Raw genomic sequence first — 26,123 nt, forward strand, 5'->3', positions numbered from 1 at the left:
GGCCCGCCAGTCGACCAATCTCTTGCAGATGTACACCAAACCCTGTGGGAGCTGGCCTGCCGGCGATGGCGGCCCGCCAGCCGACCAATCTCTTGCAGATGTACACCAAACCCTGTGGGAGCTGGCCTGCTGGCGATGGCGGCCTGACAGTCGACCAGTCTCTTGCAGATGTACACCGACCCTGTGGGAGCTGGCTTGCCTGCGAAGGGGGCTTTGTAGTCGATGTGTTCTTTTCGGATGTACGCAAGCTTCTCGACGACTGCGATCCTTTTGGCTTTGGCTTTGGCTTTGGCTTTGGCTTGGCGGCTTTGGCTTTGGCTTTGGCTTTGGCTTTTGATCTGCTTTTGATCTTTCGCCCCTTCGGCAGGCCGAGCGTAGGTGTTCATCGGGGGGTTAGGCGCGTAGCGCCGTGCGGCGCAGCCGCACACATCGAGAGGAGGTCGTCGCGAAGCAGACCGGAGGCGATGCCCCCTGATGGACACAGTAGCGAGGGTACGCGGAGCCTCAGCGAGGCGCCGTACGCCGGGGCGAAGCCTTTTGCTTACTTTTCGGCGTCTGGAAAAGTGAGTCGCTGTAAAAGCGAAACCATAAGCAGCCGTTACCGCAGCAACGGATATGCCCCCCATCCCAATCCCAATCCCCACCAAAAAACCACCGCCCAAACAAAAACGGCCTCTATATAAATAGAGGCCGTTCCCGGTACAGCGTACAACTCAAGACGTTATCGCAAGACAGGTCTTATTTGCGGTCTTCCAGCTTGGTAATGTCACGCGACTCGTAGCCAGTGTACAGCTGGCGAGGACGGCCAATCTTGTACGGGCTGGAGAGCATTTCTTTCCAGTGGGAGATCCAGCCAACAGTCCGCGCCAGAGCGAAGATCACGGTGAACATGCTGGTTGGAATGCCGATCGCCTTGAGGATGATCCCCGAGTAGAAGTCGACGTTCGGGTACAGCGAGCGCTCGATGAAGTACGGGTCGGTCAGGGCGATCTCTTCCAGGCGCATGGCCAGTTCGAGTTGCGGATCGTTGTTGATCCCCAGTTCCTTCAACACTTCGTCGCAAGTCTGCTTCATAACCGTGGCGCGTGGGTCGCGGTTTTTGTAAACCCGGTGACCGAAGCCCATCAGTTTGAACGGATCGTTCTTGTCCTTGGCCTTGGCGATGTACTTGTCGATGTTCGACACATCGCCAATTTCGTCAAGCATGGTCAGAACAGCTTCGTTCGCGCCGCCGTGGGCAGGGCCCCACAGTGCAGCGATACCGGCGGCGATACAGGCGAACGGGTTGGCACCCGACGAGCCGGCCAGACGTACGGTAGAAGTCGATGCGTTTTGCTCGTGGTCGGCATGGAGGATGAAGATCCGGTCCATGGCCTTGGCGAGTACCGGGCTGATCGGTTTGATCTCGCACGGAGTGTTGAACATCATGTGCAGGAAGTTTTCCGCGTACGTCAGGTCGTTGCGCGGGTACATCATGGGTTGACCCATGGAGTACTTGTAAACCATCGCTGCCAGGGTCGGCATCTTGGCAACCAAGCGGATCGCGGAGATTTCGCGATGCTGCGGGTTATTGATGTCGAGGGAGTCGTGGTAGAAGGCCGAAAGGGCGCCGACTACACCGCACATGACGGCCATTGGGTGGGCGTCGCGACGGAAGCCGTTGAAGAAAGTCTTCAACTGCTCGTGAACCATGGTGTGGTTCTTCACGGTGCTGACGAACTGGGCCTTCTGTTCTGCGGTCGGCAATTCGCCGTTGAGCAGCAGATAGCAGGTTTCCAGGTAGTCCGACTTTTCAGCCAGCTGTTCGATCGGATAGCCGCGGTGCAGCAGAATGCCGTTGTCGCCGTCGATATAGGTGATCTTCGACTCGCAGGAAGCTGTCGACATGAAACCAGGGTCAAAGGTGAAACGGCCCGTGGCCGTCAGGCCCCGAACATCGATAACATCGGGACCAACGGTGCCGGTTAAAATGGGCAGCTCGACGGGGGCTGCGCCCTCGATGATCAACTGCGCTTTTTTGTCAGCCATGTGGCCTCCTATTTATGCTTGAAATCATCAGACAGACCCCCCACGCAGGGCCCGCACCACTATAGTGAGATAAATTCGAATGTCAATTTGCCTAAAGTCTTGCTCCAGAAGGCTTTAACTGGACTTTTTCCTCGAAATTGACTGCCATTTACGCCTTTTATGCAACTTGTGCAATGCGCTATTAGGGGAAGGTGAACGCGTTGTCATTAGTAGCCTAACTGTCTATACTCGGCCTCCGACCGCCAGGGGCTTTTGGGCCTGCTTTATTGGGGGTCGCACTCCCTGGGTGGTGGGTACCTGACCAGTGCACTCCCCAACAACTTTGCCCTGATTGTTAGGGGCTCTTCAGTGTGAAAAAAAGCCGTGAATAGCCAACGACCTGTAAACCTAGACCTAAGGACCATCAAACTCCCAGTCACTGCTTACACGTCCATTCTTCACCGAATCTCCGGTGTCATCCTCTTTGTCAGCCTGGCCATCATGCTTTATGCATTGGACAAATCGCTGAGCTCAGAAGAAGGCTTCGGTCAGGTGAAAGCGTGTCTGACCAGTCCGCTAGCCAAGCTAGTGATTTGGGGCATCCTGTCCGCCTTGCTGTATCACCTGGTTGCCGGTGTGCGCCACTTGATCATGGACATGGGCATCGGCGAGTCGCTTGAAGGCGGCAAACTGGGCTCGAAAATCGTTATCGCCGTTTCCGTGGTGGTAATCGTTCTGGCAGGAGTTTGGATATGGTAACTAACGTCACGAACCTGTCGCGTTCGGGCCTCTATGACTGGATGGCACAACGTGTGTCTGCGGTCGTTCTCGCGGCTTATTTCATTTTCCTGATCGGATACGTCGTTGCCCATCCAGGCATCGGCTACGCCCAATGGCATGAACTGTTCGCAAGCAACTGGATGCGTATTTTCAGTCTCCTGGCCCTCGTTGCCCTCGGCGCTCACGCCTGGGTCGGCATGTGGACCATCGCGACCGACTACCTGACGCCAATGGCGCTGGGCAAGTCCGCGACTGCGATACGTTTCCTCTTCCAGGCAGTATGCGGCGTCGCGATGTTCGCCTACTTCGTCTGGGGTGTGCAGATTCTTTGGGGTATCTGATTCATGTCTACTACAGTTAATACGCTTTCGTTCGACGCCATCATCATTGGCGGCGGCGGTGCTGGCATGCGCGCTGCGCTGCAATTGGCACAAGGTGGTCACAAGACTGCCGTAGTTACCAAGGTTTTCCCGACTCGTTCGCACACTGTATCGGCCCAGGGTGGCATCACCTGCGCCATCGCTTCGGCAGATCCGAACGATGACTGGCGCTGGCACATGTACGATACCGTCAAGGGTTCCGACTATATCGGTGACCAGGACGCTATCGAATACATGTGTTCCGTAGGGCCGGAAGCAGTTTTCGAGCTCGAGCACATGGGCTTGCCGTTCTCCCGTACTGAACAGGGCCGCATCTATCAGCGTCCGTTCGGCGGTCAGTCGAAAGACTTCGGTAAAGGTGGCCAGGCTGCCCGTACGTGCGCTGCTGCCGACCGTACCGGTCACGCGCTGCTGCACACCCTGTACCAGGCCAACCTGAAGGCCGGCACCGTATTCCTCAACGAATACTATGGCGTCGACCTGGTGAAGAACGAAGATGGTGCCTTTGTCGGCATGATCGTCATCTGCATCGAAACCGGCGAAACTTCCTACGTTCGCGCTAACGCCACCGTATTGGCGACCGGCGGTGCAGGTCGTATCTACTCGTCCACCACCAACGCCCTGATCAACACCGGTGACGGCGTCGGCATGGCTCTGCGTGCTGGCGTGCCGGTACAAGACATTGAAATGTGGCAGTTCCACCCGACCGGCATCGCCGGCGCCGGTGTACTGGTAACTGAAGGCTGCCGCGGTGAAGGCGGCTACCTGATCAACAAGCACGGCGAGCGTTTCATGGAGCGTTATGCTCCGAACGCCAAAGACCTGGCTGGTCGTGACGTGGTTGCTCGCTCGATGGTTAAAGAAATCATCGCCGGCAACGGTTGCGGTCCGGATGGCGACCACGTAATGCTGAAACTCGATCACCTCGGTGAAGAAGTTCTGCACAGCCGTCTGCCAGGCATCATGGAACTGTCCAAGACCTTCGCCCACGTCGATCCAGCCGTGGCGCCGATTCCGGTCGTTCCAACCTGCCACTATATGATGGGCGGCGTTGCCACCAACATTCATGGCCAGGCAATCACTCAAGACGCCGACGGCAAAGACCAGATCATTCCTGGCCTGTTCGCTGTAGGTGAAGTGGCGTGCGTATCGGTTCACGGTGCAAACCGCCTGGGCGGTAACTCGCTGCTCGACCTGGTGGTTTTCGGTCGTGCCGCCGGCCTGTTCCTGGAACAGACCCTGAAAGAAGGCGTCGACTACGCTCGCCCTCGCCAGTCCGACATCGACGCTGCCCTGGCACGTCTCGATGGCCTGAACTCGCGTACCGAAGGTGAAGACGTCGCTACCCTGCGTAAAGAGCTGCAAAGCTGCATGCAGAACTACTTCGGTGTATTCCGTACCGGCGAATACATGCAGAAGGGTATTGCCCAGCTCGCTGACCTGCGTGGCCGTATCGCCAACGTCAAGATCAACGACAAGAGCCAGGCGTTCAACACCGCTCGAATCGAAGCCCTGGAACTGCAGAACCTGCTGGAAGTGGCCGAAGCCACTGCCATCGCTGCTGAAATCCGCAAAGAGTCCCGCGGCGCTCACGCCCGTGAAGACTACGAAGATCGCGACGATGAAAACTGGCTGTGCCACACCCTGTACTTCCCGGGTGACAAGCGCGTAACGAAGCGGGCCGTGAACTTCTCGCCGAAGACTGTTCCGACTTTTGAACCTAAGATTCGGACTTATTAAGGGTGGCCGCCATGTTGCAAGTCAGTGTTTATCGCTACAACCCTGATCAGGACGCTGCGCCGTTCATGCAGGAATTCCAGGTCGATACCGGTGGTAAAGACCTGATGGTGCTGGACGTGCTGGCCCTGATCAAAGAGCAGGACGAGGGTTTCTCCTATCGTCGCTCTTGCCGTGAAGGCGTTTGCGGTTCAGACGGCATGAACATCAACGGCAAAAACGGTCTGGCGTGCGTTACGCCGCTGTCTTCTGTCGTAAAAGGTAACAAGCTGATCGTTCGTCCGCTGCCAGGTTTGCCGGTAATTCGTGACCTGGTCGTCGATATGAGCATCTTCTACAAGCAATACGAGAAGGTGAAGCCTTACCTGCAGAACGACACGCCGGCTCCGGCCATCGAGCGTCTGCAGACTCCGGAAGAGCGTGAAAAGCTCGACGGTCTGTACGAGTGCATCCTGTGCGCTTGCTGCTCGACCTCTTGCCCGTCCTTCTGGTGGAACCCCGACAAGTTCCTGGGTCCAGCTGCCCTGCTGCAAGCGTACCGCTTCCTGGCAGACAGCCGTGACACCAAGACTGCCGAGCGTCTGGCTTCGCTGGATGACCCGTTCAGCGTATTCCGCTGCCGCGGGATCATGAACTGCGTCAACGTCTGCCCGAAAGGCCTGAACCCGACTAAGGCCATCGGACACGTACGTAACATGCTGCTGCAAAGCGGCGTGTGATTCAGCTGTAAACGCAGGACCGCTGTACCCGTAGATGCTACGGCGCAGGCTTCAACCGGCGCCGTAGTTTTAACCTGAGCAGCAGCCCATAAAGCTGCGGCTCTTATTTTGAAGAAATGAGACAAGCAGGGGCATCCGGGCTGGTACCCGGACTATCAGCGTGATCCTAAGTGGCTTGTTTTGGTCGCTGCATTTGGACTTCTGCAAGTTTGCTCGGTGTCGACGCCGGTGGTGTTCCCCTAACCGAGGGTGACCAAGCATGCAAGAAAGCGTGATGCAGCGCATGTGGAACAGCGCCTACCTATCCGGTAGTAACGCTGCCTATGTGGAAGAGCTCTACGAGCTCTACCTGCACGACCCTAACGCTGTGCCAGAAGAGTGGCGCACCTACTTCCAGAAGTTGCCTGCTGACGGCAACCCTGCCACCGATGTTTCGCACTCCACAATTCGCGATCATTTCGTCTTGCTGGCAAAGAACCAGCGCCGCGCCCAACCGGTTTCCGCCGGCAGCGTGAGCAGTGAGCACGAGAAGAAGCAAGTTGAAGTGCTGCGACTGATCCAGGCCTACCGTATGCGTGGCCACCAGGCAGCCCAGCTTGACCCGCTGGGGCTGTGGCAGCGTCCTGCACCTGCAGACCTGTCGATCAATCATTACGGCTTGACCAATGCCGATCTTGATACGACCTTCCGTGCCGGCGACCTGTTCATCGGCAAAGAGGAGGCGAGCCTACGCGAAATTCACGAAGCGTTGCAGCAGACATATTGCCGCACCATCGGCGCTGAATTTACGCACATCACCGATTCGGAGCAGCGCCAGTGGTTCCAGCAGCGTCTGGAAAGCGTGCGCGGCCGTCCGACGTACTCCGCAGACATCAAGAGCCACCTGCTCGAACGTGTCACTGCCGGTGAAGGCCTGGAAAAATACCTGGGTACCAAATACCCGGGCACCAAGCGTTTCGGTCTGGAAGGCGGCGAAAGCCTGATTCCGATGCTCGACGAGCTGATCCAGCGTTCCGGTTCCTACGGCACCAAGGAAATCGTCATCGGCATGGCCCACCGTGGCCGTCTGAACGTGCTGGTCAACACCTTCGGCAAGAACCCGCGCGAGCTGTTCGACGAGTTCGAAGGCAAGAAGAAGGTCGAGCTGGGTTCCGGTGACGTTAAATATCACCAGGGCTTCTCGTCCAACGTGATGACCACCGGCGGTGAAGTTCACCTGGCCATGGCGTTCAACCCGTCCCACCTGGAAATCGTATCTCCAGTGGTCGAGGGTTCGGTTCGCGCCCGTCAGGATCGTCGTAACGACCCGACCGGTGAGAAGGTTCTGCCGATCTCCATCCACGGTGACGCGGCTTTCGCCGGTCAAGGCGTGGTAATGGAAACCTTCCAGATGTCGCAGACCCGCGGTTTCAAGACCGGCGGCACCGTGCACATCGTGATCAACAACCAGGTCGGTTTCACCATCAGCAACCCGCTGGACTCGCGCTCCACCGAGTACGCGACCGACGTGGCGAAAATGATCCAGGCGCCGATCCTCCATGTGAATGGTGATGATCCGGAAGCAGTATTGTTCGTCACTCAGATGGCCATCGACTACCGCATGCAGTTCAAGCGTGACGTGGTAATCGACCTGGTCTGCTACCGCCGTCGCGGCCACAACGAAGCCGACGAGCCTAGCGGCACCCAGCCTCTGATGTATCAGCAGATCACCAAACAGCGCACCACCCGTGAGCTGTATGCCGATCGTCTGACCCAGTCCGGTGTTCTGGATGTAGAGCGTGTTCAGGCGAAAGTCGATGAATACCGCAATGCGCTGGACAATGGTCTGCATGTTGTAAAAAGCCTGGTCAAAGAGCCGAACAAAGAGTTGTTCGTGGACTGGCGTCCGTATCTGGGCCACGCCTGGACTGCGCGTCACGACACGCGTTTCGATCTGAAAACCTTGCAGGAACTGTCCGCCAAGCTGCTGGAAATCCCAGAAGGCTTCGTGGTTCAGCGCCAGGTCTCGAAAATCTACGAAGACCGTCAGAAGATGCAAGTCGGCGGCCTGCCGATCAACTGGGGTTATGCCGAAACCATGGCGTACGCAACCCTGGCGTTCGAAGGTCACCCGATTCGCATGACGGGTCAGGACATCGGTCGCGGTACGTTCTCGCACCGTCACGCTGTCTTGCACAACCAGAAGGACGCGGGTACCTACATTCCGTTGCAGAACCTGTACAAAGGCCAGCCACGTTTCGACCTGTACGATTCGTTCCTGTCCGAAGAAGCGGTTCTGGCGTTCGAATACGGTTACTCGACCACCACGCCTGAGGCGCTGGTGATCTGGGAAGCCCAGTTCGGCGACTTCGCCAACGGTGCCCAGGTGGTTATCGACCAGTTCATCACCAGTGGCGAGCACAAGTGGGGCCGTCTCTGCGGTCTGACCATGCTGCTGCCGCACGGTTATGAAGGTCAGGGTCCGGAGCACTCGTCGGCTCGTCTGGAGCGTTACCTGCAACTGTGCGCCGAGCACAACATTCAGGTTGCCGTACCGACTACACCGGCCCAGATCTACCACTTGCTGCGTCGTCAGGTCATTCGTCCGCTGCGCAAGCCGTTGATCGTTCTGACTCCGAAGTCGCTGCTGCGTCACAAACTGGCCGTATCGACCCTGGAAGATCTGGCAGAAGGTTCGTTCCAGACCGTTATCCCGGAAATCGATGCACTGGACCCGAAAAAGGTCGAGCGCGTTGTTCTGTGTAGCGGCAAGGTCTACTACGACCTGCTGGAAAAACGCCGTGCCGAAGGTCGTGATGACATCGCCATCGTGCGTATCGAGCAGCTGTACCCGTTCCCTGAGGACGACTTGAACGAAGTCCTGGCTCCGTACACCAACCTCAAACATATCGTTTGGTGTCAGGAAGAGCCGATGAACCAGGGTGCCTGGTACTGCAGCCAGCACCACATGCGCCGCATCGTTGGCAATCACAACAAATCTCTCGTACTTGAGTACGCGGGCCGTGATGCTTCTGCTGCACCTGCTTGTGGTTATGCATCGATGCACGCTGAGCAGCAGGAAAAACTGCTGCAAGACGCCTTTACTGTTTAACGCCTTCGCGCACCTGAAACCGAATTTAAGGACCCACAGATAATGGCTATCGAAATCAAAGCCCCCACCTTCCCGGAATCGGTTGCCGATGGCACCGTTGCCACCTGGCACAAAAAGCCGGGCGACGCCGTCAAGCGTGATGACCTGATCGTCGACATCGAAACCGACAAGGTTGTTCTGGAAGTGTTGGCCACCGCCGACGGCGTACTGGGCGCTATCGTCAAGAACGAAGGCGACACCGTTCTGTCCGACGAAGTCCTGGGCTCTATCGAAGCCGGCGGCGCTGCTGCTGCTCCAGCTCCTGCTGCTGCTCCGGCTGCTGCACAAGCTGCTGCTCCTGCTGCTGAAGGCGAAGACGATCCTGTTGCTGCACCGGCTGCTCGCAAGCTGGCTGAAGAAAACGGCATCAACATCGCTTCCGTTGCCGGCACTGGCAAAGGCGGTCGTGTGACCAAGGAAGACGTGGTAGCTGCTGTTGCTGCCAAGAAAGCCGCTCCGGCTGCAGCGCCTGCCAAGGCTCCTGCTCCTGCTGCTTCGGCTCCAGTGTTCGCGGCCGGCGAGCGCGTTGAAAAACGCGTTCCAATGACCCGTCTGCGCGCCAAGGTTGCCGAGCGTCTGGTTGAAGCTCAGTCGAACATGGCCATGCTGACCACGTTCAACGAAGTCGACATGACCGAAGTCATGGCGCTGCGTTCGAAGTACAAGGACCTGTTCGAGAAGTCCCACAACGGCGTACGTCTGGGCTTCATGTCGTTCTTCGTCAAGGCCGCCACCGAAGCGCTGAAACGCTTCCCGGCAGTCAACGCGTCGATCGACGGTGCGGACATCGTTTACCACGGCTACGCCGACGTCGGTGTTGCCGTTTCCAGCGACCGTGGCCTGGTTGTACCGGTTCTGCGTAACGCCGAACTGATGAGCCTGGCTGAAATCGAAGGCGGCATCGCCACCTTCGGCAAGAAGGCGCGTGACGGCAAGCTGTCGATGGACGAAATGACCGGCGGTACGTTCACCATCACCAACGGTGGTACCTTCGGTTCGATGATGTCGACTCCAATCGTCAACCCGCCGCAAGCGGCTATCCTGGGCATGCACAACATTCTGCAGCGTCCTATGGCGATCAACGGTCAGGTCGTTATCCGTCCGATGATGTACCTGGCGTTGTCCTACGATCACCGTCTGATCGATGGCAAAGAAGCTGTGACCTTCCTGGTTACCATCAAGAACCTGCTGGAAGACCCGGCTCGTTTGCTGCTGGATATCTAAAAAGCAGCTGCAAGCTGCAAGCTGCAAGCCTCAAGCGCAAAGCGCGCTAATGGGCTTCAGCTTGCAGCTCGCGGCTTGAAGCTTGCTGCTAAAAGGGAACCTTTTTATGACTCAGAAATTCGACGTGGTAGTGATTGGCGCGGGCCCTGGCGGCTACGTGGCTGCCATCAAAGCAGCGCAACTGGGCCTCTCCACTGCCTGCATCGAGAAATACACCGACAAGGAAGGCAAACTTGCCCTCGGCGGTACTTGCCTGAACGTCGGCTGCATTCCATCCAAGGCGCTGCTGGACAGCTCCTGGAAATACAAGGAAGCCAAAGAAGGCTTCGCGATCCACGGTATCAATCACGCTGGCGTGACCATGGACGTGGCAGCGATGGTTGGCCGTAAAGCCAACATCGTCAAAGGCCTGACCTCCGGCGTTGCGACCCTGTTCAAGGCTAACGGCGTCACTTCCCTGCAAGGCCACGGCAAACTGCTGGCCGGCAAGAAAGTTGAACTGACCAAGCCGGACGGCACCGTCGAAATCATCGAAGCCGAGAACGTGATTCTGGCTTCGGGCTCGCGTCCGATCGACATTCCACCGGCTCCGGTTGACCAGAACGTGATCGTCGATTCGACTGGCGCGCTGGAATTCCAATCCGTACCTAAGCGTCTGGGCGTTATCGGCGCTGGCGTTATCGGTCTGGAACTGGGTTCGGTATGGTCGCGTCTGGGTGCTGAAGTGGTTGTTCTGGAAGCACTGGAGAAGTTCCTGCCTGCTGCTGACGAAGCCGTTTCCAAAGAAGCGTTCAAAACCCTGACCAAACAAGGTCTGGACATCAAGCTGGGCGCTCGCGTCACCGGTTCCAAAGTGAACGGCAATGAAGTTGTCGTGAACTACACCGATGCCAATGGCGAACAGACCATCACTTTCGACAAGCTGATCGTTGCCGTTGGTCGCCGTCCAGTGACCACCGAACTGCTGGCAGCTGACAGCGGTGTGAACATCGACGAGCGTGGTTTCGTATTCGTTGACGACCAGTGCGCGACCAGCGTACCGGGCGTTTACGCGATCGGCGACGTGGTTCGCGGCATGATGCTGGCGCACAAGGCGTCCGAAGAAGGCATCATGGTGGTTGAGCGCATCAAGGGCCACAAAGCCCAAATCAACTATGACCTGATCCCGTCTGTTATTTATACTCACCCGGAAATCGCGTGGGTCGGCAAAACCGAGCAGGTCTTGAAAGCTGAAGGCGTTGAAGTTAACGTCGGCACCTTCCCGTTCGCAGCCAGTGGCCGTGCCATGGCAGCCAACGATACCGGCGGTTTCGTGAAAGTCATTGCCGATGCCAAGACTGACCGCGTATTGGGCGTCCACGTGATTGGCCCGAGCGCTGCAGAACTGGTTCAGCAGGGCGCGATCGGTATGGAATTCGGCACCAGCGCTGAAGACCTGGGCATGATGGTTTTCTCCCATCCGACCCTGTCCGAAGCACTGCACGAAGCAGCCCTGGCTGTGAATGGCGGCGCCATCCACATCGCCAACCGCAAGAAGCGTTAAGACAATAAGAAACCACGGCGGTACGGCCCGTCGTGAGCCTTGCATGCAAGACTCACCGCGGAATGTCCGCTGGACGCAGTCTTGCGTAGCCCCGCTACGCAAGCAGCAGTCACAGGTGGTGCGGCACTTGAACAAGTGCAGCACCGAATGCGCAGTACCTAACGAAGACGGTAATAAGCATGAATCTTCACGAGTATCAGGGTAAGCAGCTGTTCGCTGAATACGGCCTGCCAGTTTCCACCGGCTACGCAGTAGACACCCCGGAAGCAGCAGCAGAAGCTTGCGACAAAATCGGCGGCACCGAGTGGGTTGTCAAAGCCCAGGTCCACGCTGGTGGTCGCGGTAAAGCGGGCGGCGTTAAGCTGGTTCGCAGCAAAGAAGACGCCAAGGCATTCGCTCAACAGTGGTTGGGCAAGCGTCTGGTGACTTACCAGACTGATGCCAATGGTCAGCCAGTCACCAAGATCCTGGTTGAATCGTGCACTGATATCGCTAAAGAGCTGTACCTGGGCGCTGTCGTTGACCGTTCGAGCCGTCGCATCGTGTTCATGGCTTCCACCGAAGGTGGCGTGGACATCGAGAAAATCGCTCACGACACTCCAGAAAAAATTCTGAAAGCCACTATCGATCCACTGGTTGGCGCACAGCCATTCCAGGGTCGCGAGCTGGCATTCCAGCTGGGTCTGGAAGGCAAGCAAGTTGCTCAGTTCGCCAAGATCTTCGTAGGTCTGGCCAAACTGTTCAAGGATCACGACCTGGCCCTGCTGGAAGTGAACCCGCTGGTGATCAAGGCTGACGGCGATCTGCATTGCCTCGACGCCAAGATCAACATCGACGCCAACGCCATGTACCGTCAGCCTAAGCTGAAGACTTTCCACGATCCGTCGCAAGACGATCCGCGCGAAGCGCACGCTGCCAAGTTCGAACTGAACTACGTAGCGCTGGAAGGCAACATCGGTTGCATGGTCAACGGTGCTGGCCTGGCCATGGGTACCATGGACATCGTCAACCTGCATGGCGGCAAACCAGCCAACTTCCTCGACGTGGGCGGCGGTGCTACCAAAGAACGCGTTACCGAAGCGTTCAAGATCATCCTGTCCGACACTAACGTCGCTGCAGTACTGGTCAACATCTTCGGCGGCATCGTTCGTTGCGACATGATTGCCGAAGGCATCATCGGTGCAGTGAAAGAAGTCGGCGTGAAAATCCCGGTTGTTGTTCGCCTTGAAGGCAACAACGCTGAGCTGGGCGCTAAAGTACTGGCAGAAAGCGGTTTGAACATCATCGCTGCTACCAGCCTGACCGACGCTGCTCAACAAGTCGTTAAAGCTGCGGAGGGCAAATAATGAGCGTCCTGATCAATAAAGACACCAAAGTTATCTGCCAGGGTATTACCGGTTCGCAAGGTAGTTTCCACACCCAGCAAGCCATCGAATACGGCACCAAGATGGTGGGTGGCGTAACTCCGGGCAAAGGCGGCACCGAGCACCTGGGTCTGCCAGTGTTCAACACCGTGAAAGATGCTGTAGCTGCCACTGGCGCCACCGCCAGCGTAATCTACGTTCCAGCTCCTTTCTGCAAGGACTCCATCCTGGAAGCAGCTTTCGGCGGCATCAAGCTGATCGTTTGCATCACTGAAGGCATTCCTACCCTGGACATGCTGGATGCCAAGGTCAAGTGCGACGAGCTGGGTGTAGTCCTGATCGGTCCTAACTGCCCAGGCGTGATCACTCCAGGCGAATGCAAGATCGGCATCATGCCAGGTCACATTCACTTGCCAGGCAAGGTCGGTATCGTTTCCCGTTCCGGCACCCTGACCTACGAAGCTGTGAAGCAAACCACTGACGCCGGTTTCGGTCAGTCGACTTGCGTCGGCATCGGCGGTGACCCGATTCCTGGTTCGAACTTCATCGACATCCTGAAGCTGTTCCAGGAAGACCCGAAGACCGAAGCGATCGTGATGATCGGTGAGATCGGCGGTTCGGCTGAAGAAGAAGCGGCTGCCTACATCAAGGCAAACGTGACCAAGCCGGTTGTTTCCTACATCGCTGGTGTGACTGCCCCTGCAGGCAAGCGCATGGGCCATGCTGGCGCAATCATCTCCGGCGGCAAAGGCACTGCAGACGAGAAGTTTGCTGCCCTGGAAGACGCAGGCGTGAAAACCGTGCGTTCGCTGGCAGACATCGGCAAGGCTTTGTCCGAGCTGACCGGTTGGGCGATCAAGTAAGCCTCGCGCTTAACTGACGCTTCACCAAACAAAGGCCACCTTCGGGTGGCCTTTGTCGTTTCTGGTGATCGTTCCCACGCTCTGCGTGGGAATGCATCCCGTGACGCTCCGCGTCACATCCAAAGGAGGAACGCGGAGCGTCCCCGGCGGCATTCCCACGCAGAGCGTGGGAACGATCTGTGCCGAGGCAGGAAATTTAGATATGTAAACGCGACACGGAAATGTCGCGTATCGGAATGATCGCACCCTAACAGTGCGTTTGCCGGGCAAATTCGTTAGGCTAGCCGCCATTTTGCGTTTGCATCCCACAAGGAAGCGTCGCGCTAAACGGGTCAGTCCTATACGGACCGACAGCATTTCCCTCACCCATAGGGAAATCCCTCTCTAAATTCCGATTCAGTAGTGTGGTATTTCCTTAATGAAAGTGTTGAAAGGCCAGGACATCCTGGCACTTGGTTTTATGACGTTTGCCCTGTTTGTCGGGGCTGGCAATATCATCTTCCCGCCTATCGTCGGTTTGCAGTCCGGGCCTCACGTCTGGATGGCAGCGCTGGGCTTTTTGATCACTGCCGTCGGTTTGCCGGTGATCACGGTCGTTGCGCTGGCCAAGGTCGGTGGTGCGATGGATGCCCTGAGCAGCCCGATCGGCAAAGTCGCCGGTGGCTTGCTGGCGGCCGCGTGCTACCTGGCCGTGGGGCCGCTGTTCGCCACGCCACGCACCGCGACCGTATCGTTCGAAGTCGGCCTGGCGCCGCTGACCGGCGAGAGCCCGTTGGCGTTGTTCCTCTACAGTTCGGTGTATTTCCTGCTGGTGTTCTTCATCTCGCTCTACCCGGGCCGTTTGCTGGACACCGTCGGACGTTTCCTCGCCCCGCTGAAGATCATCGCCCTGGCGGCCCTCGGCATCGCCGCGTTCGCATTGCCTGCCGGTGATATCGGTGTGGCAACGCCGGAATATGTTGCGGCGCCATTCTCCCAAGGCTTTATCAATGGTTACCTGACCATGGATACCCTGGGTGCGCTGGTGTTCGGCATCGTCATCGTCAACGCGATCCGCTCGCGCGGCGTTGAATCGCCCGCGCTGATCACCCGTTACGCAATCATTGCCGGACTGATTGCCGGCGTCGGCCTGGCGCTGGTTTACGTCAGTCTGTTCCGCCTCGGTTCGGGCAGTCACGAAGTAGCGGCGGGCGCCACCAACGGCGCGGCGGTCTTGCACGCTTATGTTCAACACACCTTCGGTTCGTTGGGCAGCGGATTCCTTGCCGTGCTGATCTCCCTGGCCTGCCTGGTCACGGCAGTCGGTCTGACTTGTGCCTGCGCCGAGTACTTCAGCCGCGTGCTGCCGCTGTCCTATAAGACTCTGGTGATCATCCTGGCCGCGTTCTCCCTGCTGGTGTCCAACCTGGGCCTCACCAAGCTGATTGCGTTCTCGATCCCGGTACTGACCGCGATTTACCCGCCGTGCATCGCCCTGGTAGCGCTGAGCTTCTGCAAGGACTTCTGGCATGAGCAGGGACGCATCGTGGGGCCGGTAATGTTGGTCTCGTTCATTTTCGGCATGATCGATGCGCTCAAGGGCGCAGGTCTGGCGGACTGGATGCCGACTCAGCTGTCCCATCTGCCGCTGAGCGCGCAGGGCCTGGCATGGCTGGTGCCGTCGGTGATGACTTTGGTGGTCGCCGTGGTTTGCGATCGTCTGTTGGGCAAGCGCGAAGAAGCGCTGGCATAAGCCGCTTCAGGGCCCGCCATAAGCGGGCCTGGCAAGCAGAAACAGAAATGCCCCGTATCAAACGATACGGGGCATTTTTTATGTGTGCGATGCGGTGTCTTTTTTTCTGAGCTAACGTCGAAGCACTGCAAATTCCTTTGTGGGAGCGAGCTTGCTCGCGATGAGGGCCTGACATTCAGATCGATTTTGACTGATAGTCAGCAATCGCGAGCAAGCTCGCTCCCACAGGATTTCGGTACGCCTTCAACACACCACAAGGACCTGCATGTCGTTCATCCACGCCAACATCATCCACCTTCTCGCCGCGCTCTGGTTCGTCATCTGCTGGGGTGGCTACACCCGTTATGCCTCGTGGAAGGGCCGCGACACCGCGTGCCTGGCCAGCGTGCTGCACCTGTATCGCGAAGACTGGATGCGCCGCATGCTGCTGCGCGATAACCGCATCGCCGACGCCAGCGTGATTGGCAATCTGGAACGCAACGCTTCCTTCTTCGCCTCCAGCACGCTGATTATCCTGGCTGGCATTCTCACCGTGCTGGGAGCCTCGGAAAGGGCTGTATCGTTGCTGGCGGATATCCCGATGGTGCAGCAGGCGTCGCAAGGCATGTCAGAGATCAAGTTGCTCTGCCTGGCGCTGGTGTTTGTCTATGCGTTCTTCACGTTCAGTTGGTGCATGCGCCAGTACAACTTCGCGGCAATCCTGGTGGGTTCGGCACCGATGATCGGTGAGCGGCATGTCTCCGAGCAGGAGCGTAAAGCCTTCGCTTCCCGAGCAGCCCGGGTCATTTCCATGGCCGCGAACCAGTTCAACTTCGGCCTGCGTTCCTATTATTTCGGCATGACCATGCTGGCCTGGTTCGTCAGCCCGTGGCTGTTCATGTTGATGAGTGCCGGGGTGGTGCTGGTGTTGTATCGCCGGGAGTTTCATTCCGACGTTCTCGACGTGATGGTCTATACCCCTACAGAGGCGCCAGTGCCCGAATTGAACAAAGAGGCTGCTTGATGAGTATTCCGTTCTGGTGTGTGTTTATCAGCGCCTTGCTGATTCACGTGGCGCGTATGCCGGTGGCCAAGGCCATGAAAGAGCAGGGCGGTTACAACAATCACCTGCCGCGCCAGCAACAGGCGCAACTCACAGGCTTCGGCGCCCGTGCGGTGGCGGCGCACCAGAACTGCTTCGAGGCGTTCATCCTGTTTGCGGTCGGGGTGCTGATGGCGCATACCACGCAGACGGCGGGATGGCTGATCGATTCGCTGGCAATTATCTTTGTTATTAGCCGGATTATTTATTTACTGTGTTATTGGGCTGATATGGCCTGGCAGCGGAGTCTGGTGTGGATCGTGGGACTAGTGTGTTCGTTGCTGTTGATGATTAGTCCGACGTTTAGAACTATTTTGCTCTAACTGGATAAAAGGCAGGCAAAAGAAAACCCGCACTTGGCGGGTTTTCTTTATCACGCTAAAAACCGATTTAGTTTTTAGGTGCTTCTTTTGCAGCTGCTGCGTTCGATTCAGCCTGAGCTTTGGCAGCTTCGGCGTTTTCTTTCGCAGCGTCGTTCACTTTATCCTGCGCTTTGTTCATGTCTTGCTGAGCTTGCTCAGAATGTTTGGCAGCATCTTGAGCTTTGTCCTCAGATTTTTTATCGCAGGCAGCGAGACCGAGGGAAGCGGTCAACATCAAGGCAATAGCTAAAGTCTTACGCATGGGTGTTTCTCCTTATGAAAATATCTACTGGTCTTTCGAGCACGGCCCTCAGCGTTAAGTTCCTCAATTCGTTCAGATATATAAGATAATTCCCACGGGAACTTTTACCGAACGCGCCAAGTGCGAAGTCCGCAGATTCACAAGAGTTTTTATCGAATGACCGAAAACCCCGTTTTTGAGCGTGCGACTCGATTCCTGTCGGCGTTGCGGCATTGTCAGGTACTCGGGCTGCGCGTTCACAGCGCCAGCAGCGAGGGGCTCACCGTCGTCCTGCCCTACAGTCCGCAAATCGTCGGTAACCCACAAACCGGCGTCATCCATGGCGGGGCGCTGACAACGTTGATGGACACCGCGTGCGGCATGTCGACCCTCTGCGTGCTGCCCGAATTTGAAGTCTGTCCGACCCTCGATTTGCGCATCGACTACATGCATGCCGCCGAGCCGCACAAGGATGTCTACGGTTTCGCCCAATGCTACCGGGTCACCACCGACGTGATCTTCGCTCGAGGCTTCGCTTATCAGGACGATCCCGAGCAGCCCATCGCGCATGTCGTCGGCACGTTCATGCGCATGGGCAAGGCCGTCAAAGGTACCAAGGGTTTTGGCGGCGTGATTGCCGGAGAGGCGAAATGACTGACACCTTCAAGGAACAACTTCAGCAGGCCCATGAGCGAGGGGACTACGCCTCGCTGCTGCACTTGCTTCCCTACGCCAAGCTGATCGGTGTCGAGTGTTCGCGTGTCGGCGATGAATTGCTGTTTCGCCTGCCGGCCAACAAGGACAACATTGGTAACCCTTTACTGCCGGCAATACATGGCGGGGTGATTGCCGGGTTCATGGAGCTTAGTGCCGCCCTGCACCTGTTGATTTTCACCGGTTCGCCCGGTGTGCCGAAGATCATCGACTTTTCCCTCGACTATCTGCGCGCCGGGCAGTTTCGCGATACGTGGGCCCGCTGCCAGGTGTGCCGCCAGGGCCGGCGTGTCGCCAACGTAGCGATTACCGCCTGGCAAACCACCCAGGCCGAGCCGATTGCCACGGCCCGAGCCCATTTCAAAATCGAAGAGCCCTTGAAATCCTGAACTCAGCCCCAAACTCTGATGACAACCCGCCGCCGACCCTGATGGTCGTGGCCACTGCCATCTGATTGGAGTTTGATGACCATGAGTGTGGAAACTCAAAAGGAAACCCTGGGCTTCCAGACCGAGGTGAAGCAACTGCTGCACCTCATGATCCATTCGCTGTATTCCAACAAGGAAATTTTCCTTCGCGAATTGATCTCGAACGCCTCTGACGCTGTCGACAAATTACGTTTCGAAGCCCTGTCCAAGCCTGAACTGCTGGAAGGCGGCGCCGAACTGAAAATCCGTGTGAGCTTCGACAAGGACGCGAAAACCGTCACCCTCGAAGACAACGGCATCGGCATGAGCCGCGAAGATGCGATCACCCATCTGGGCACCATCGCCAAATCCGGCACAGCCGACTTCATGAAACACCTGTCGGGCGATCAGAAGAAAGATTCGCACCTGATCGGTCAGTTTGGTGTGGGTTTCTACTCGGCCTTCATCGTCGCCGATAAAGTCGACGTGTTCAGCCGTCGTGCCGGCCTCGACGCCAGCGAAGGCGTGCACTGGTCGTCCAAGGGCGAAGGCAATTTTGAAGTCGCCACTATTGATAAAGCCGACCGCGGTACTCGCATCGTCCTGCATTTGAAATCCGGTGAAGACGAATTTGCCGACGGCTGGCGTCTGCGCAACATCATCAAGAAATACTCCGACCACATCGCTTTGCCGATCGAGTTGCCCAAAGAAGTGGCTGCCGTCGAAGGCGAAGAGAAGCCAGCCGTTGAATGGGAAACCGTCAACCGTGCCAGCGCTCTGTGGACCCGTCCTCGCACCGAAATCAAGGACGAGGAATACCAGGAGTTCTACAAACACATCGCTCACGATTTCGAGAACCCGCTGAGCTGGAGCCACAACAAGGTCGAAGGCAAGCTCGAATACAGCTCGCTGCTGTACGTGCCGACCCGTGCTCCGTTCGATCTGTACCAGCGTGAAGCGCCTAAAGGCCTGAAGCTGTACGTGCAGCGCGTGTTCGTCATGGATCAGGCGGAGTCGTTCCTGCCGCTGTACCTGCGCTTCATCAAAGGCGTGGTCGATTCCAACGACTTGTCGCTGAACGTGTCGCGGGAAATCCTGCAGAAAGATCCGATCATCGACTCCATGAAGTCGGCGCTGACAAAGCGCGTTCTGGACATGCTGGAAAAACTGGCGAAGAACGAGCCTGAGCAATACAAAGGCTTCTGGAAGAACTTTGGCCAGGTCATGAAAGAAGGCCCGGCAGAAGACTTCGCCAACAAAGAGAAAATCGCCGGCCTGTTGCGTTTCGCATCGACCAGCGGTGATGACGGCGATCAGGTTGTAGGTCTGGCCGAATACCTGGCTCGCGCCAAGGAAGGTCAGGACAAGATCTACTACCTGACCGGCGAAACCTACGCGCAAGTCAAAAACAGCCCGCACCTGGAAGTCTTCCGCAAGAAAGGCATCGAAGTGCTGCTGCTGACCGACCGTATCGACGAGTGGCTGATGAGCTACCTCAGCGATTTCGACGGCAAGAGCTTCGTCGACGTGGCGCGCGGTGACCTGGACCTGGGCAACCTGGACTCGGAAGAGGACAAGAAAGCTGCGGAAGAAGTCGCCAAGTCCAAAGAAGGTCTGGTTGAACGTCTGAAAACCGCACTGGGCGATTCCGTCGCTGAAGTACGGGTTTCCCATCGTCTGACCGACTCCCCGGCGATTCTGGCCATCGGCGAACAAGACCTGGGCATGCAGATGCGTCAGATCCTCGAAGCCAGCGGCCAGAAGGTTCCGGATTCGAAGCCGATCTTCGAATTCAACCCGGCTCACCCGCTGATCGAGAAGCTCGACAATGAGCAGAGCGACGAGCGCTTTGGCGACCTGTCGCACATCCTCTTCGATCAGGCCGCGTTGGCAGCCGGCGACAGCTTGAAAGACCCGGCCGCGTATGTGCGCCGCCTCAACAAGCTGCTGGTTGAACTGTCGGTTTAACGACGTTGTACAAAAACCCGCTTCGGCGGGTTTTTTTCATTCTGGGGTCTCTAACTGGGAGTTTGTCATGAGCCAAATCACTGTTCGTTCCGTCGCCTATCAGATCGATGGCCAGTCGTATGAAAGCCGTCTGGCTTTTGACGCTGACCATAAGGGCCCGCGCCCGGGTCTGTTGATGGCGCCGAACTGGATGGGCGTCAGCGCCGGTGCCGAGGCCATTGCCAAGTCCGTAGCGTCCAAGGGTTATGTGGTGTTGATCGCGGACCTGTACGGTCAAGCGGTGCGTCCGCAGAACGGCGACGAGGCGGGCGCGGCGATGATGCCGCTGAAGAATGACCGCGCATTGCTGCGCAAGCGCATGCAGGCGGCGTTCGAGCAGTTGCAAGGGCAGGGCGAGGCAGCCGTCGACACCTCTAAACTGGCGACGTTCGGTTTCTGCTTCGGCGGTTGCTGTGCACTGGAGCTGGCCCGCACGGGCGCGCCGGTAAAAGCCGCCGTTTCGTTCCATGGCACCCTGGATACGCCGAACGTCAACGATGCGAAAAACATCAAGGGCTCGGTGCTGGTGTTGCATGGCGCGTCCGATCCATTGGTGCCGAGAGAACAACTGCCGGCGTTCGAAGAGGAAATGAATGCGGCGGGCGTGGACTGGCAATTGCTGAGCTACGGAGGCGCGGTGCATTCGTTTACCGATCCGCATGCGAATGTGCCGGGCAAGATGATGTATGACGCGAAGACAGCCGCTCGGGCGTTTACCTCGATGCACAACTTGCTGGATGAAGTGTTTAAAGCCTGGTGATCGTTCCCACGTCGAGGCGTCGAACCGTCCGCGTGGGAATGCCTCTAGGGACGCTCCGCGTCCAGTGACGCGGAGCGTCACGGGCTGCATTCCCACGCGGAGCGTGGGAACGATCGGTTACAGGGGAGTCGGCTCGCTTCGGTGTTTCGGCAGTTCGATCCGCTCGGTTTCCCCCGGCACTGTCGGCCAATCCCCGGCTGCCCAGCGTCGGCGCGCTTCATCGATTGCGGCCGGATCGCTGGCGACAAAATTCCAGTTGATCCGCCGTGGTCCATCCAGCGGCGCCCCACCAAACAGCACGGCATGACTGTCGCTCTCGGCAAACAATGTCATCTCTTCCCCGGCCGGCAAGACCACCAGCGAGTGTGGTTCCAGCAGTTCGCCCTCCAGCTGCACCTCGCCACTCAACACATACAGCGCCCGCTCTTCATGCTCGGTGGGAATCAGCAAGGTGGTCGCCGTTTGCAGGTTCAATTCCGCATACAGCGTAGGAGAAAGCACCGGGACCGGCGACTCCAGGCAGAAGCCTGACCCGGCAATCATCCGGATCTTCACCCCAAGGTTATCGCTGACCGGCAGCGTTGCGGCCGGGTGATGGCTGTAGTGTCCCGGCCCCTGTTCATGTTCCTTGGGGGAGGCGAGCCAGATCTGCAAACCGTGCATCGTGAAGCCGCTGGCCTTCAAGGCTTCAGGCGTACGTTCGACATGAGCTATCGCGCTGCCCGCCGTCATCCAGCTGACATCACCGGCGTCCACCACCTGGTCGGAACCGAGACTGTCCTTGTGCTGGATTTTTCCTTCGAACAAATAGGTGAGGGTAGACAGGCCGATATGCGGATGCTGGCGGATGTTCATGCCTTTACCCGGCGCATAACGGGTTTCGAGCATGTGATCAAAAAACACGAAAGGCCCGACGCTGCGGCAATTGGCTGACGGCAAAGGGCGCAGAATCGGCTGGCCTTCGACATCTTCGGCGCGGGGGCGGATCACGAGTGGCGTGTTCATGGTGCATTCCAGGCTGAGCGGGTGACGCAGGGAGCATAACCCGCTTGCGCAGCCGTTGCCGCTATTGGCTGAAGGCACCTTCGGACAGATGAGTTTCGATGCTGACTTCAGTGCTGGTCATCAGTTTATGCACCGGGCAACGATCCGCCACGCGGTGCAGCTCTTCACGCTGAGCATCGGTGAGCACACCCTTGAGGGTCAGTTTGACGTGCAAGGCATATTTGCCTTTCTGCTCTTCGCTGTTGTCACGCTTGACCTCGACCGTCACGCCGGTCAGGGGAATGTCTTTCTTCTTCGCATACATCTTCAGCGTCAGGGCCTTGCAGGCACCCAGTGCCGCATCGAAATAATCGTGTGGCTCAGGTGCCGAGCCTTCGCCGCCCGCCGAGATCGGCGCATCGGCAAACAGTTCGTGGTCATCGATCTGGACACTGTGGCGCAAACCATCGGCGGAAACGGTATTGACGGTAACGGTCATGGGAAACCTCGCAGGCATCAGGAAAGGACATTCGATCAAAAAAGACCTTGAAGGTATAGAGCATTGCAGCCCTGGCGCGTTCCACTTTCTTGCACGCTGCCATGAGCCGGCGATGTGACCGGCCAGCCGCAGAAGGTTGCGGAGGAGGCAATCCGTGCCTATGTTCCATGCGAGGCATTACCGGCGACTGGCACGAATTTCATCGCCCGTCGCTGTCCATCCAATGCGGATTTTCGCAGTGAGGTTACGACATGCCAAACGACTCCCGCCCTGCCGTGCTCGAACTGATTGGCAATACGCCGCTGGTGCGCGTCAGCCGCTTCGATACCGGTCCCTGCACCCTGTTCCTCAAACTCGAATCACAGAACCCCGGCGGCTCGATCAAGGACCGTATCGGCCTGGCGATGATCGACGCCGCCGAGCGCGATGGCCGTTTGCGTCCTGGCGGAACCATCGTCGAGGCCACTGCCGGCAACACTGGCCTGGGCCTGGCCCTGGTCGGTCGCGCCAAGGGTTATCGGGTGGTGCTGGTGGTGCCGGACAAGATGTCCACCGAGAAGGTCTTGCACCTCAAGGCGATGGGCGCCGAGGTGCACATTACCCGCTCGGATGTCGGCAAGGGCCATCCCGATTATTACCAGGACGTGGCGGCGCGACTGGCGCAGGAAATTCCCGATGCCTTCTTCGCAGATCAGTTCAACAACCCGGCCAACCCGCTGGCCCACGAGTGCAGCACCGCGCCGGAAATCTGGGCGCAGACCCAGCATGACCTCGACGCCATTGTCGTCGGTGTCGGTTCGGCCGGCACACTGACCGGCTTGACCCGTTTCTTTCAGCGCGTGCAACCGAACCTTGAGATGGTGCTGGCCGATCCGGTCGGTTCGGTGATGGCCGAATACAGTCGCAGCGGCATCCTCGGCAAGGCCGGTTCGTGGGCGGTGGAGGGCATCGGTGAAGACTTCATTCCGTCGATTGCCGACCTGTCCAGCGTGCGCCACGCCTATTCGATCAGTGACGAGGAAAGCTTCGATCACGCCCGTCAATTGCTGCGCGCCGAAGGCATTCTCGGTGGCTCGTCGACCGGCACATTACTGGCGGCAGCGCTGCGTTACTGCCGCGAGCAAACCGAGCCCAAGCGCGTTGTCAGCTTCGTCTGCGACACCGGCACCCGCTATCTGTCGAAGGTCTACAACGATCAGTGGATGAACGATCAAGGTCTGTTGCAGTACAAGCGCTATGGCGACTTGCGCGACCTGATTGCGCGGCGCTTCGAGGACGGCCGGGTGATCAGCGTCGGCCCTGACGACACGCTGCTGACGGCTTTCCAGCGCATGCGTCTGGCGGATGTGTCACAACTGCCAGTGTTGGCGGACGGAAAGCGCCTGGTCGGGGTGATCGATGAGTCCGATATTCTGCTGGGGGTACACGAAGACGCTTCGCACTTGCGGTTGCCTGTGTCCAGCGCCATGACCGAGACGTTGCAAACCCTGCCTGCCGCCGCCAGTCTGGCCGAACTGCAAGCGGAGCTTGATCGCGGGCTGGTGGCGATCATCGCCGATGCTTCGGGGTTCCACGGTTTGATTACCCGAGTCGACATGCTCAATCACTTACGGAGATCCCTTAAATGAGTCAACACGATGAAACCGCTGCGCCCCGTGCCTTCGGCACCCGTGTGATCCATGCCGGACAGACGCCGGACCCTACCACCGGCGCGTTAATGCCGCCGATTTACGCCAACTCCACTTATTTGCAGCAGAGTCCCGGCGTGCACAAGGGCTTCGATTACGGGCGTTCACATAACCCGACCCGCTTCGCGCTGGAACGCTGCGTGGCGGACCTTGAAAGCGGCACCCAGGCGTTCGCGTTCGCCTCGGGGCTGGCGGCGATTTCCACGGTGCTGGAGTTGCTCGACGCGGGCTCGCACATCGTTTCCGGCAATGATTTGTATGGCGGCACTTTTCGACTGTTCGACAAGGTACGCAAACGCAGTGCCGGGCATCGGTTCAGCTTTGTCGATCTGACGGACCTGGCGGGATTCGAAGCGGCACTGCAGCCCGAGACGAAAATGGTCTGGGTCGAGACGCCCAGTAATCCGTTGCTGAGCCTGACCGACCTCGCCGCTGTCGCGCGTATCTGCCGCCAGCGGGGCATCATCTGTGTCGCTGACAACACGTTTGCCAGCCCCTGGATACAGCGTCCGCTGGAGCTGGGCTTCGACATCGTGTTGCACTCGACCACCAAGTACCTCAATGGTCACTCCGACGTGATCGGCGGCATCGCGGTGGTTGGGCAGAACCCGGAACTGGCCGAGCGCCTGGGTTTCCTGCAGAACTCGGTCGGCGCAATCGCCGGGCCTTTTGATGCGTTCCTGACTCTGCGTGGGGTGAAAACCCTGGCGCTGCGCATGGAGCGCCATTGCAGCAACGCGTTGGAGCTGGCGCAATGGCTGGAGCGTCAGCCGCAGGTGGCGCGCGTCTACTATCCGGGGTTGCCGTCGCACCCGCAGCACGAACTGGCCCGGCAGCAGATGCGCGGATTCGGCGGGATGATTTCCCTCGATCTGAACAGCGACCTGGCTGGGGCCAGGCGCTTCCTTGAAAACGTGCAGATATTCGCTTTGGCCGAGAGCCTGGGCGGGGTGGAAAGCCTGATCGAGCACCCGGCGATCATGACTCACGCCACCATTCCCGTTGCGACCCGCGCGCAGCTTGGCATTGGTGATGCGCTGGTGCGCTTGTCCGTGGGGGTCGAGGATGTCGAAGACCTGCGCGCCGATCTGGCCCAGGCGTTGGCGAAGATCTGAAAAACAGCAGGCATAAAAAAATCCGGAATCCTTGGTGGATTCCGGATTCTTGTGTCGAACCGGATCAGCTGCCTTTGACAGTCTTGCCGTTGACCGTACCGTCCAGGAGCATGATGTTGTACTCCTTGCCGTCGGTTTCAACCTGTTGCAGGCGGACCAGCAGGTAATCCCAGTCCTTGGCGAACCACAGCACGGTGATGCGCTTGCTTTGCGTCGGGTCACGCACGCGCTCGACCTTGACCGCGTCGATCTGACCAGCCTTGGTGTCGACTTTTTCCGAACCCAGCACGCGGAAGTCATAGGTATCGACTTCGCCGCCATCGACAACCTGATAGCTCATGCTTTTCTTGCCAGCGGCCACGTCGTGTTGCAGGGCCAGCTGATAAGTGGATTTGTCGACCATGCCGCGGTTAAGCGGGACCTTGACCGGGTCACCGCGATCGGTGCCAGTGACCATCTTGTTGGTCCAGTCGAAGTCCAGGTCGGCTTTCTTGGCTTTGCCCAGGCCACCGCGTTCGAAGTGGTAGGACTGTGGCAGCAAGGTGTCCTTGTCCAGAGTCAGGGTGCTTTCTTCGGTCAGGCTGGCGATCATCATCGACGCCTTGAAGCTGAGCTTCCAGGCCCCGTTCGCTTGCTTTGTCAGGCTGCGTTCAGCGGTGCCGCTCATGGGCAGCTGTTTCCAGTCGGCAGTGTAACTGGCGGAGAAGGGTTGAAGTTCTGCAGCCTGCGCAAACGGCAGGGCGAGCAGAGCGCAAGCGAAGAGCAGGGCGCGACGCATAAAATCTC

Annotated in this window: 23 protein-coding genes; 18 read left to right on the forward strand and 5 right to left on the reverse strand. The window is 58.2% G+C overall.

Annotated features, from left to right (window positions below):
- Positions 1 to 738: 738 nt before the first annotated feature.
- Positions 739 to 2,028: a citrate synthase gene (gene gltA / locus K5K95_RS17095; RefSeq protein WP_017337241.1), complete on the reverse strand. Its 1,290-nt coding sequence runs from the start codon at positions 2,026 to 2,028 to the stop codon at positions 739 to 741.
- Positions 2,029 to 2,391: 363 nt separating this feature from the next.
- On the opposite strand from gltA, the gene sdhC reads away from it, so the two are divergent.
- The 12 genes from sdhC (at position 2,392) to K5K95_RS17155 (ending at position 16,883) form a co-directional block, all read left to right on the forward strand.
- Positions 2,392 to 2,766, forward strand: a complete 375-nt coding sequence (sdhC, locus tag K5K95_RS17100; protein WP_027922413.1) for a succinate dehydrogenase, cytochrome b556 subunit — start codon at positions 2,392 to 2,394, stop codon at positions 2,764 to 2,766.
- The gene (gene sdhD / locus K5K95_RS17105; protein ID WP_222585285.1) at positions 2,760 to 3,128 is read left to right on the forward strand and encodes a succinate dehydrogenase, hydrophobic membrane anchor protein; all 369 of its coding nucleotides are present in this window, start codon (positions 2,760 to 2,762) and stop codon (positions 3,126 to 3,128) included. Before sdhC ends, sdhD begins: the two co-directional genes overlap by 7 nt.
- 3 nt (positions 3,129 to 3,131) lie before the next feature.
- Positions 3,132 to 4,907, forward strand: a complete 1,776-nt coding sequence (sdhA, locus tag K5K95_RS17110) for a succinate dehydrogenase flavoprotein subunit (RefSeq protein WP_027922415.1) — start codon at positions 3,132 to 3,134, stop codon at positions 4,905 to 4,907.
- Between the two features lie 11 nt (positions 4,908 to 4,918).
- Positions 4,919 to 5,623, forward strand: a complete 705-nt coding sequence (locus K5K95_RS17115) for a succinate dehydrogenase iron-sulfur subunit (protein ID WP_010456852.1) — start codon at positions 4,919 to 4,921, stop codon at positions 5,621 to 5,623.
- A gap of 259 nt (positions 5,624 to 5,882) precedes the next feature.
- Complete coding sequence (locus K5K95_RS17120) at positions 5,883 to 8,714, forward strand: 2-oxoglutarate dehydrogenase E1 component (protein WP_222585286.1); 2,832 nt, start codon at positions 5,883 to 5,885, stop codon at positions 8,712 to 8,714.
- Positions 8,715 to 8,756: 42 nt separating this feature from the next.
- Positions 8,757 to 9,977 carry a 2-oxoglutarate dehydrogenase complex dihydrolipoyllysine-residue succinyltransferase gene (gene odhB, locus K5K95_RS17125; protein ID WP_222585287.1) on the forward strand — a complete coding sequence of 407 codons (1,221 nt, stop codon included), beginning with the start codon at positions 8,757 to 8,759 and terminating at the stop codon, positions 9,975 to 9,977.
- 106 nt (positions 9,978 to 10,083) lie between these two features.
- The gene (gene lpdA / locus K5K95_RS17130) at positions 10,084 to 11,520 is read left to right on the forward strand and encodes a dihydrolipoyl dehydrogenase (protein ID WP_222585288.1); all 1,437 of its coding nucleotides are present in this window, start codon (positions 10,084 to 10,086) and stop codon (positions 11,518 to 11,520) included.
- Positions 11,521 to 11,699: 179 nt separating this feature from the next.
- Complete coding sequence (gene sucC, locus K5K95_RS17135; RefSeq protein WP_007898980.1) at positions 11,700 to 12,866, forward strand: ADP-forming succinate--CoA ligase subunit beta; 1,167 nt, start codon at positions 11,700 to 11,702, stop codon at positions 12,864 to 12,866.
- Positions 12,866 to 13,747, forward strand: a complete 882-nt coding sequence (sucD, locus tag K5K95_RS17140) for a succinate--CoA ligase subunit alpha (RefSeq protein WP_007898976.1) — start codon at positions 12,866 to 12,868, stop codon at positions 13,745 to 13,747. The genes sucC and sucD overlap by 1 nt, the downstream gene beginning before the upstream one ends.
- 418 nt (positions 13,748 to 14,165) lie before the next feature.
- The gene (brnQ, locus tag K5K95_RS17145; protein WP_222585289.1) at positions 14,166 to 15,479 is read left to right on the forward strand and encodes a branched-chain amino acid transport system II carrier protein; all 1,314 of its coding nucleotides are present in this window, start codon (positions 14,166 to 14,168) and stop codon (positions 15,477 to 15,479) included.
- Positions 15,480 to 15,744: 265 nt separating this feature from the next.
- Entirely contained in the window at positions 15,745 to 16,482 is a 738-nt protein-coding gene (locus K5K95_RS17150) for a DUF599 domain-containing protein (RefSeq protein WP_222585290.1), read from the forward strand.
- A complete protein-coding gene (locus K5K95_RS17155; protein WP_222585291.1) occupies positions 16,482 to 16,883 on the forward strand; it encodes an MAPEG family protein in 402 nt (133 codons plus the stop codon). Before K5K95_RS17150 ends, K5K95_RS17155 begins: the two co-directional genes overlap by 1 nt.
- A gap of 67 nt (positions 16,884 to 16,950) precedes the next feature.
- Here the strand turns inward: K5K95_RS17155 and K5K95_RS17160 are convergent, their stop codons facing one another.
- Positions 16,951 to 17,184, reverse strand: coding sequence for a hypothetical protein (locus K5K95_RS17160; RefSeq protein ID WP_090181648.1), 234 nt, complete (start codon positions 17,182 to 17,184; stop codon positions 16,951 to 16,953).
- Between the two features lie 156 nt (positions 17,185 to 17,340).
- Between K5K95_RS17160 and K5K95_RS17165 the strand changes: the two genes are divergently transcribed.
- The 4 genes from K5K95_RS17165 (at position 17,341) to K5K95_RS17180 (ending at position 21,051) form a co-directional block, all read left to right on the forward strand.
- Positions 17,341 to 17,817 (forward strand): PaaI family thioesterase, encoded by a 477-nt coding sequence (locus K5K95_RS17165; protein WP_222585292.1) that lies wholly within the window; start codon positions 17,341 to 17,343, stop codon positions 17,815 to 17,817.
- Entirely contained in the window at positions 17,814 to 18,266 is a 453-nt protein-coding gene (locus tag K5K95_RS17170; protein WP_090181651.1) for a PaaI family thioesterase, read from the forward strand. Before K5K95_RS17165 ends, K5K95_RS17170 begins: the two co-directional genes overlap by 4 nt.
- Positions 18,267 to 18,347: 81 nt before the next feature.
- Positions 18,348 to 20,252, forward strand: coding sequence for a molecular chaperone HtpG (gene htpG / locus K5K95_RS17175; protein WP_222585293.1), 1,905 nt, complete (start codon positions 18,348 to 18,350; stop codon positions 20,250 to 20,252).
- A gap of 67 nt (positions 20,253 to 20,319) precedes the next feature.
- Positions 20,320 to 21,051, forward strand: a complete 732-nt coding sequence (locus K5K95_RS17180) for a dienelactone hydrolase family protein (RefSeq protein WP_222585294.1) — start codon at positions 20,320 to 20,322, stop codon at positions 21,049 to 21,051.
- A 117-nt stretch (positions 21,052 to 21,168) separates the two neighbouring features.
- Here the strand turns inward: K5K95_RS17180 and K5K95_RS17185 are convergent, their stop codons facing one another.
- Positions 21,169 to 22,056 carry a pirin family protein gene (locus tag K5K95_RS17185; protein ID WP_222585295.1) on the reverse strand — a complete coding sequence of 296 codons (888 nt, stop codon included), beginning with the start codon at positions 22,054 to 22,056 and terminating at the stop codon, positions 21,169 to 21,171.
- Between the two features lie 61 nt (positions 22,057 to 22,117).
- On the reverse strand, positions 22,118 to 22,534 hold the full coding sequence (locus K5K95_RS17190) for an OsmC family protein (RefSeq protein WP_222585296.1): 417 nt from the start codon (positions 22,532 to 22,534) through the stop codon (positions 22,118 to 22,120).
- A 251-nt stretch (positions 22,535 to 22,785) separates the two neighbouring features.
- Between K5K95_RS17190 and K5K95_RS17195 the strand changes: the two genes are divergently transcribed.
- Complete coding sequence (locus tag K5K95_RS17195) at positions 22,786 to 24,162, forward strand: pyridoxal-phosphate dependent enzyme (protein WP_222585297.1); 1,377 nt, start codon at positions 22,786 to 22,788, stop codon at positions 24,160 to 24,162.
- Positions 24,159 to 25,337 (forward strand): cystathionine gamma-synthase, encoded by a 1,179-nt coding sequence (locus tag K5K95_RS17200; RefSeq protein WP_222585298.1) that lies wholly within the window; start codon positions 24,159 to 24,161, stop codon positions 25,335 to 25,337. Before K5K95_RS17195 ends, K5K95_RS17200 begins: the two co-directional genes overlap by 4 nt.
- Positions 25,338 to 25,401: 64 nt before the next feature.
- Here the strand turns inward: K5K95_RS17200 and K5K95_RS17205 are convergent, their stop codons facing one another.
- Positions 25,402 to 26,115, reverse strand: a complete 714-nt coding sequence (locus K5K95_RS17205) for a DUF3108 domain-containing protein (RefSeq protein WP_222585299.1) — start codon at positions 26,113 to 26,115, stop codon at positions 25,402 to 25,404.
- Positions 26,116 to 26,123: the final 8 nt, after the last annotated feature.

The sequence above is a fragment of the Pseudomonas sp. DR48 genome (assembly GCF_019823085.1).
Classification (GTDB): domain Bacteria; phylum Pseudomonadota; class Gammaproteobacteria; order Pseudomonadales; family Pseudomonadaceae; genus Aquipseudomonas.

Coding starts and splice junctions, on each gene's coding strand:
- gltA (WP_017337241.1), bottom strand. CDS start 2,028: ATGGCTGACAAAAAAGCGCAGTTGATCATCGAGGGCGCAGCCCCCGTC.
- sdhD (WP_222585285.1), top strand. CDS start 2,760: ATGGTAACTAACGTCACGAACCTGTCGCGTTCGGGCCTCTATGACTGG.
- sdhA (WP_027922415.1), top strand. CDS start 3,132: ATGTCTACTACAGTTAATACGCTTTCGTTCGACGCCATCATCATTGGC.
- K5K95_RS17115 (WP_010456852.1), top strand. CDS start 4,919: ATGTTGCAAGTCAGTGTTTATCGCTACAACCCTGATCAGGACGCTGCG.
- K5K95_RS17120 (WP_222585286.1), top strand. CDS start 5,883: ATGCAAGAAAGCGTGATGCAGCGCATGTGGAACAGCGCCTACCTATCC.
- odhB (WP_222585287.1), top strand. CDS start 8,757: ATGGCTATCGAAATCAAAGCCCCCACCTTCCCGGAATCGGTTGCCGAT.
- lpdA (WP_222585288.1), top strand. CDS start 10,084: ATGACTCAGAAATTCGACGTGGTAGTGATTGGCGCGGGCCCTGGCGGC.
- sucC (WP_007898980.1), top strand. CDS start 11,700: ATGAATCTTCACGAGTATCAGGGTAAGCAGCTGTTCGCTGAATACGGC.
- sucD (WP_007898976.1), top strand. CDS start 12,866: ATGAGCGTCCTGATCAATAAAGACACCAAAGTTATCTGCCAGGGTATT.
- brnQ (WP_222585289.1), top strand. CDS start 14,166: ATGAAAGTGTTGAAAGGCCAGGACATCCTGGCACTTGGTTTTATGACG.
- K5K95_RS17150 (WP_222585290.1), top strand. CDS start 15,745: ATGTCGTTCATCCACGCCAACATCATCCACCTTCTCGCCGCGCTCTGG.
- K5K95_RS17155 (WP_222585291.1), top strand. CDS start 16,482: ATGAGTATTCCGTTCTGGTGTGTGTTTATCAGCGCCTTGCTGATTCAC.
- K5K95_RS17160 (WP_090181648.1), bottom strand. CDS start 17,184: ATGCGTAAGACTTTAGCTATTGCCTTGATGTTGACCGCTTCCCTCGGT.
- K5K95_RS17165 (WP_222585292.1), top strand. CDS start 17,341: ATGACCGAAAACCCCGTTTTTGAGCGTGCGACTCGATTCCTGTCGGCG.
- K5K95_RS17170 (WP_090181651.1), top strand. CDS start 17,814: ATGACTGACACCTTCAAGGAACAACTTCAGCAGGCCCATGAGCGAGGG.
- htpG (WP_222585293.1), top strand. CDS start 18,348: ATGAGTGTGGAAACTCAAAAGGAAACCCTGGGCTTCCAGACCGAGGTG.
- K5K95_RS17180 (WP_222585294.1), top strand. CDS start 20,320: ATGAGCCAAATCACTGTTCGTTCCGTCGCCTATCAGATCGATGGCCAG.
- K5K95_RS17185 (WP_222585295.1), bottom strand. CDS start 22,056: ATGAACACGCCACTCGTGATCCGCCCCCGCGCCGAAGATGTCGAAGGC.
- K5K95_RS17190 (WP_222585296.1), bottom strand. CDS start 22,534: ATGACCGTTACCGTCAATACCGTTTCCGCCGATGGTTTGCGCCACAGT.
- K5K95_RS17195 (WP_222585297.1), top strand. CDS start 22,786: ATGCCAAACGACTCCCGCCCTGCCGTGCTCGAACTGATTGGCAATACG.
- K5K95_RS17200 (WP_222585298.1), top strand. CDS start 24,159: ATGAGTCAACACGATGAAACCGCTGCGCCCCGTGCCTTCGGCACCCGT.
- K5K95_RS17205 (WP_222585299.1), bottom strand. CDS start 26,115: ATGCGTCGCGCCCTGCTCTTCGCTTGCGCTCTGCTCGCCCTGCCGTTT.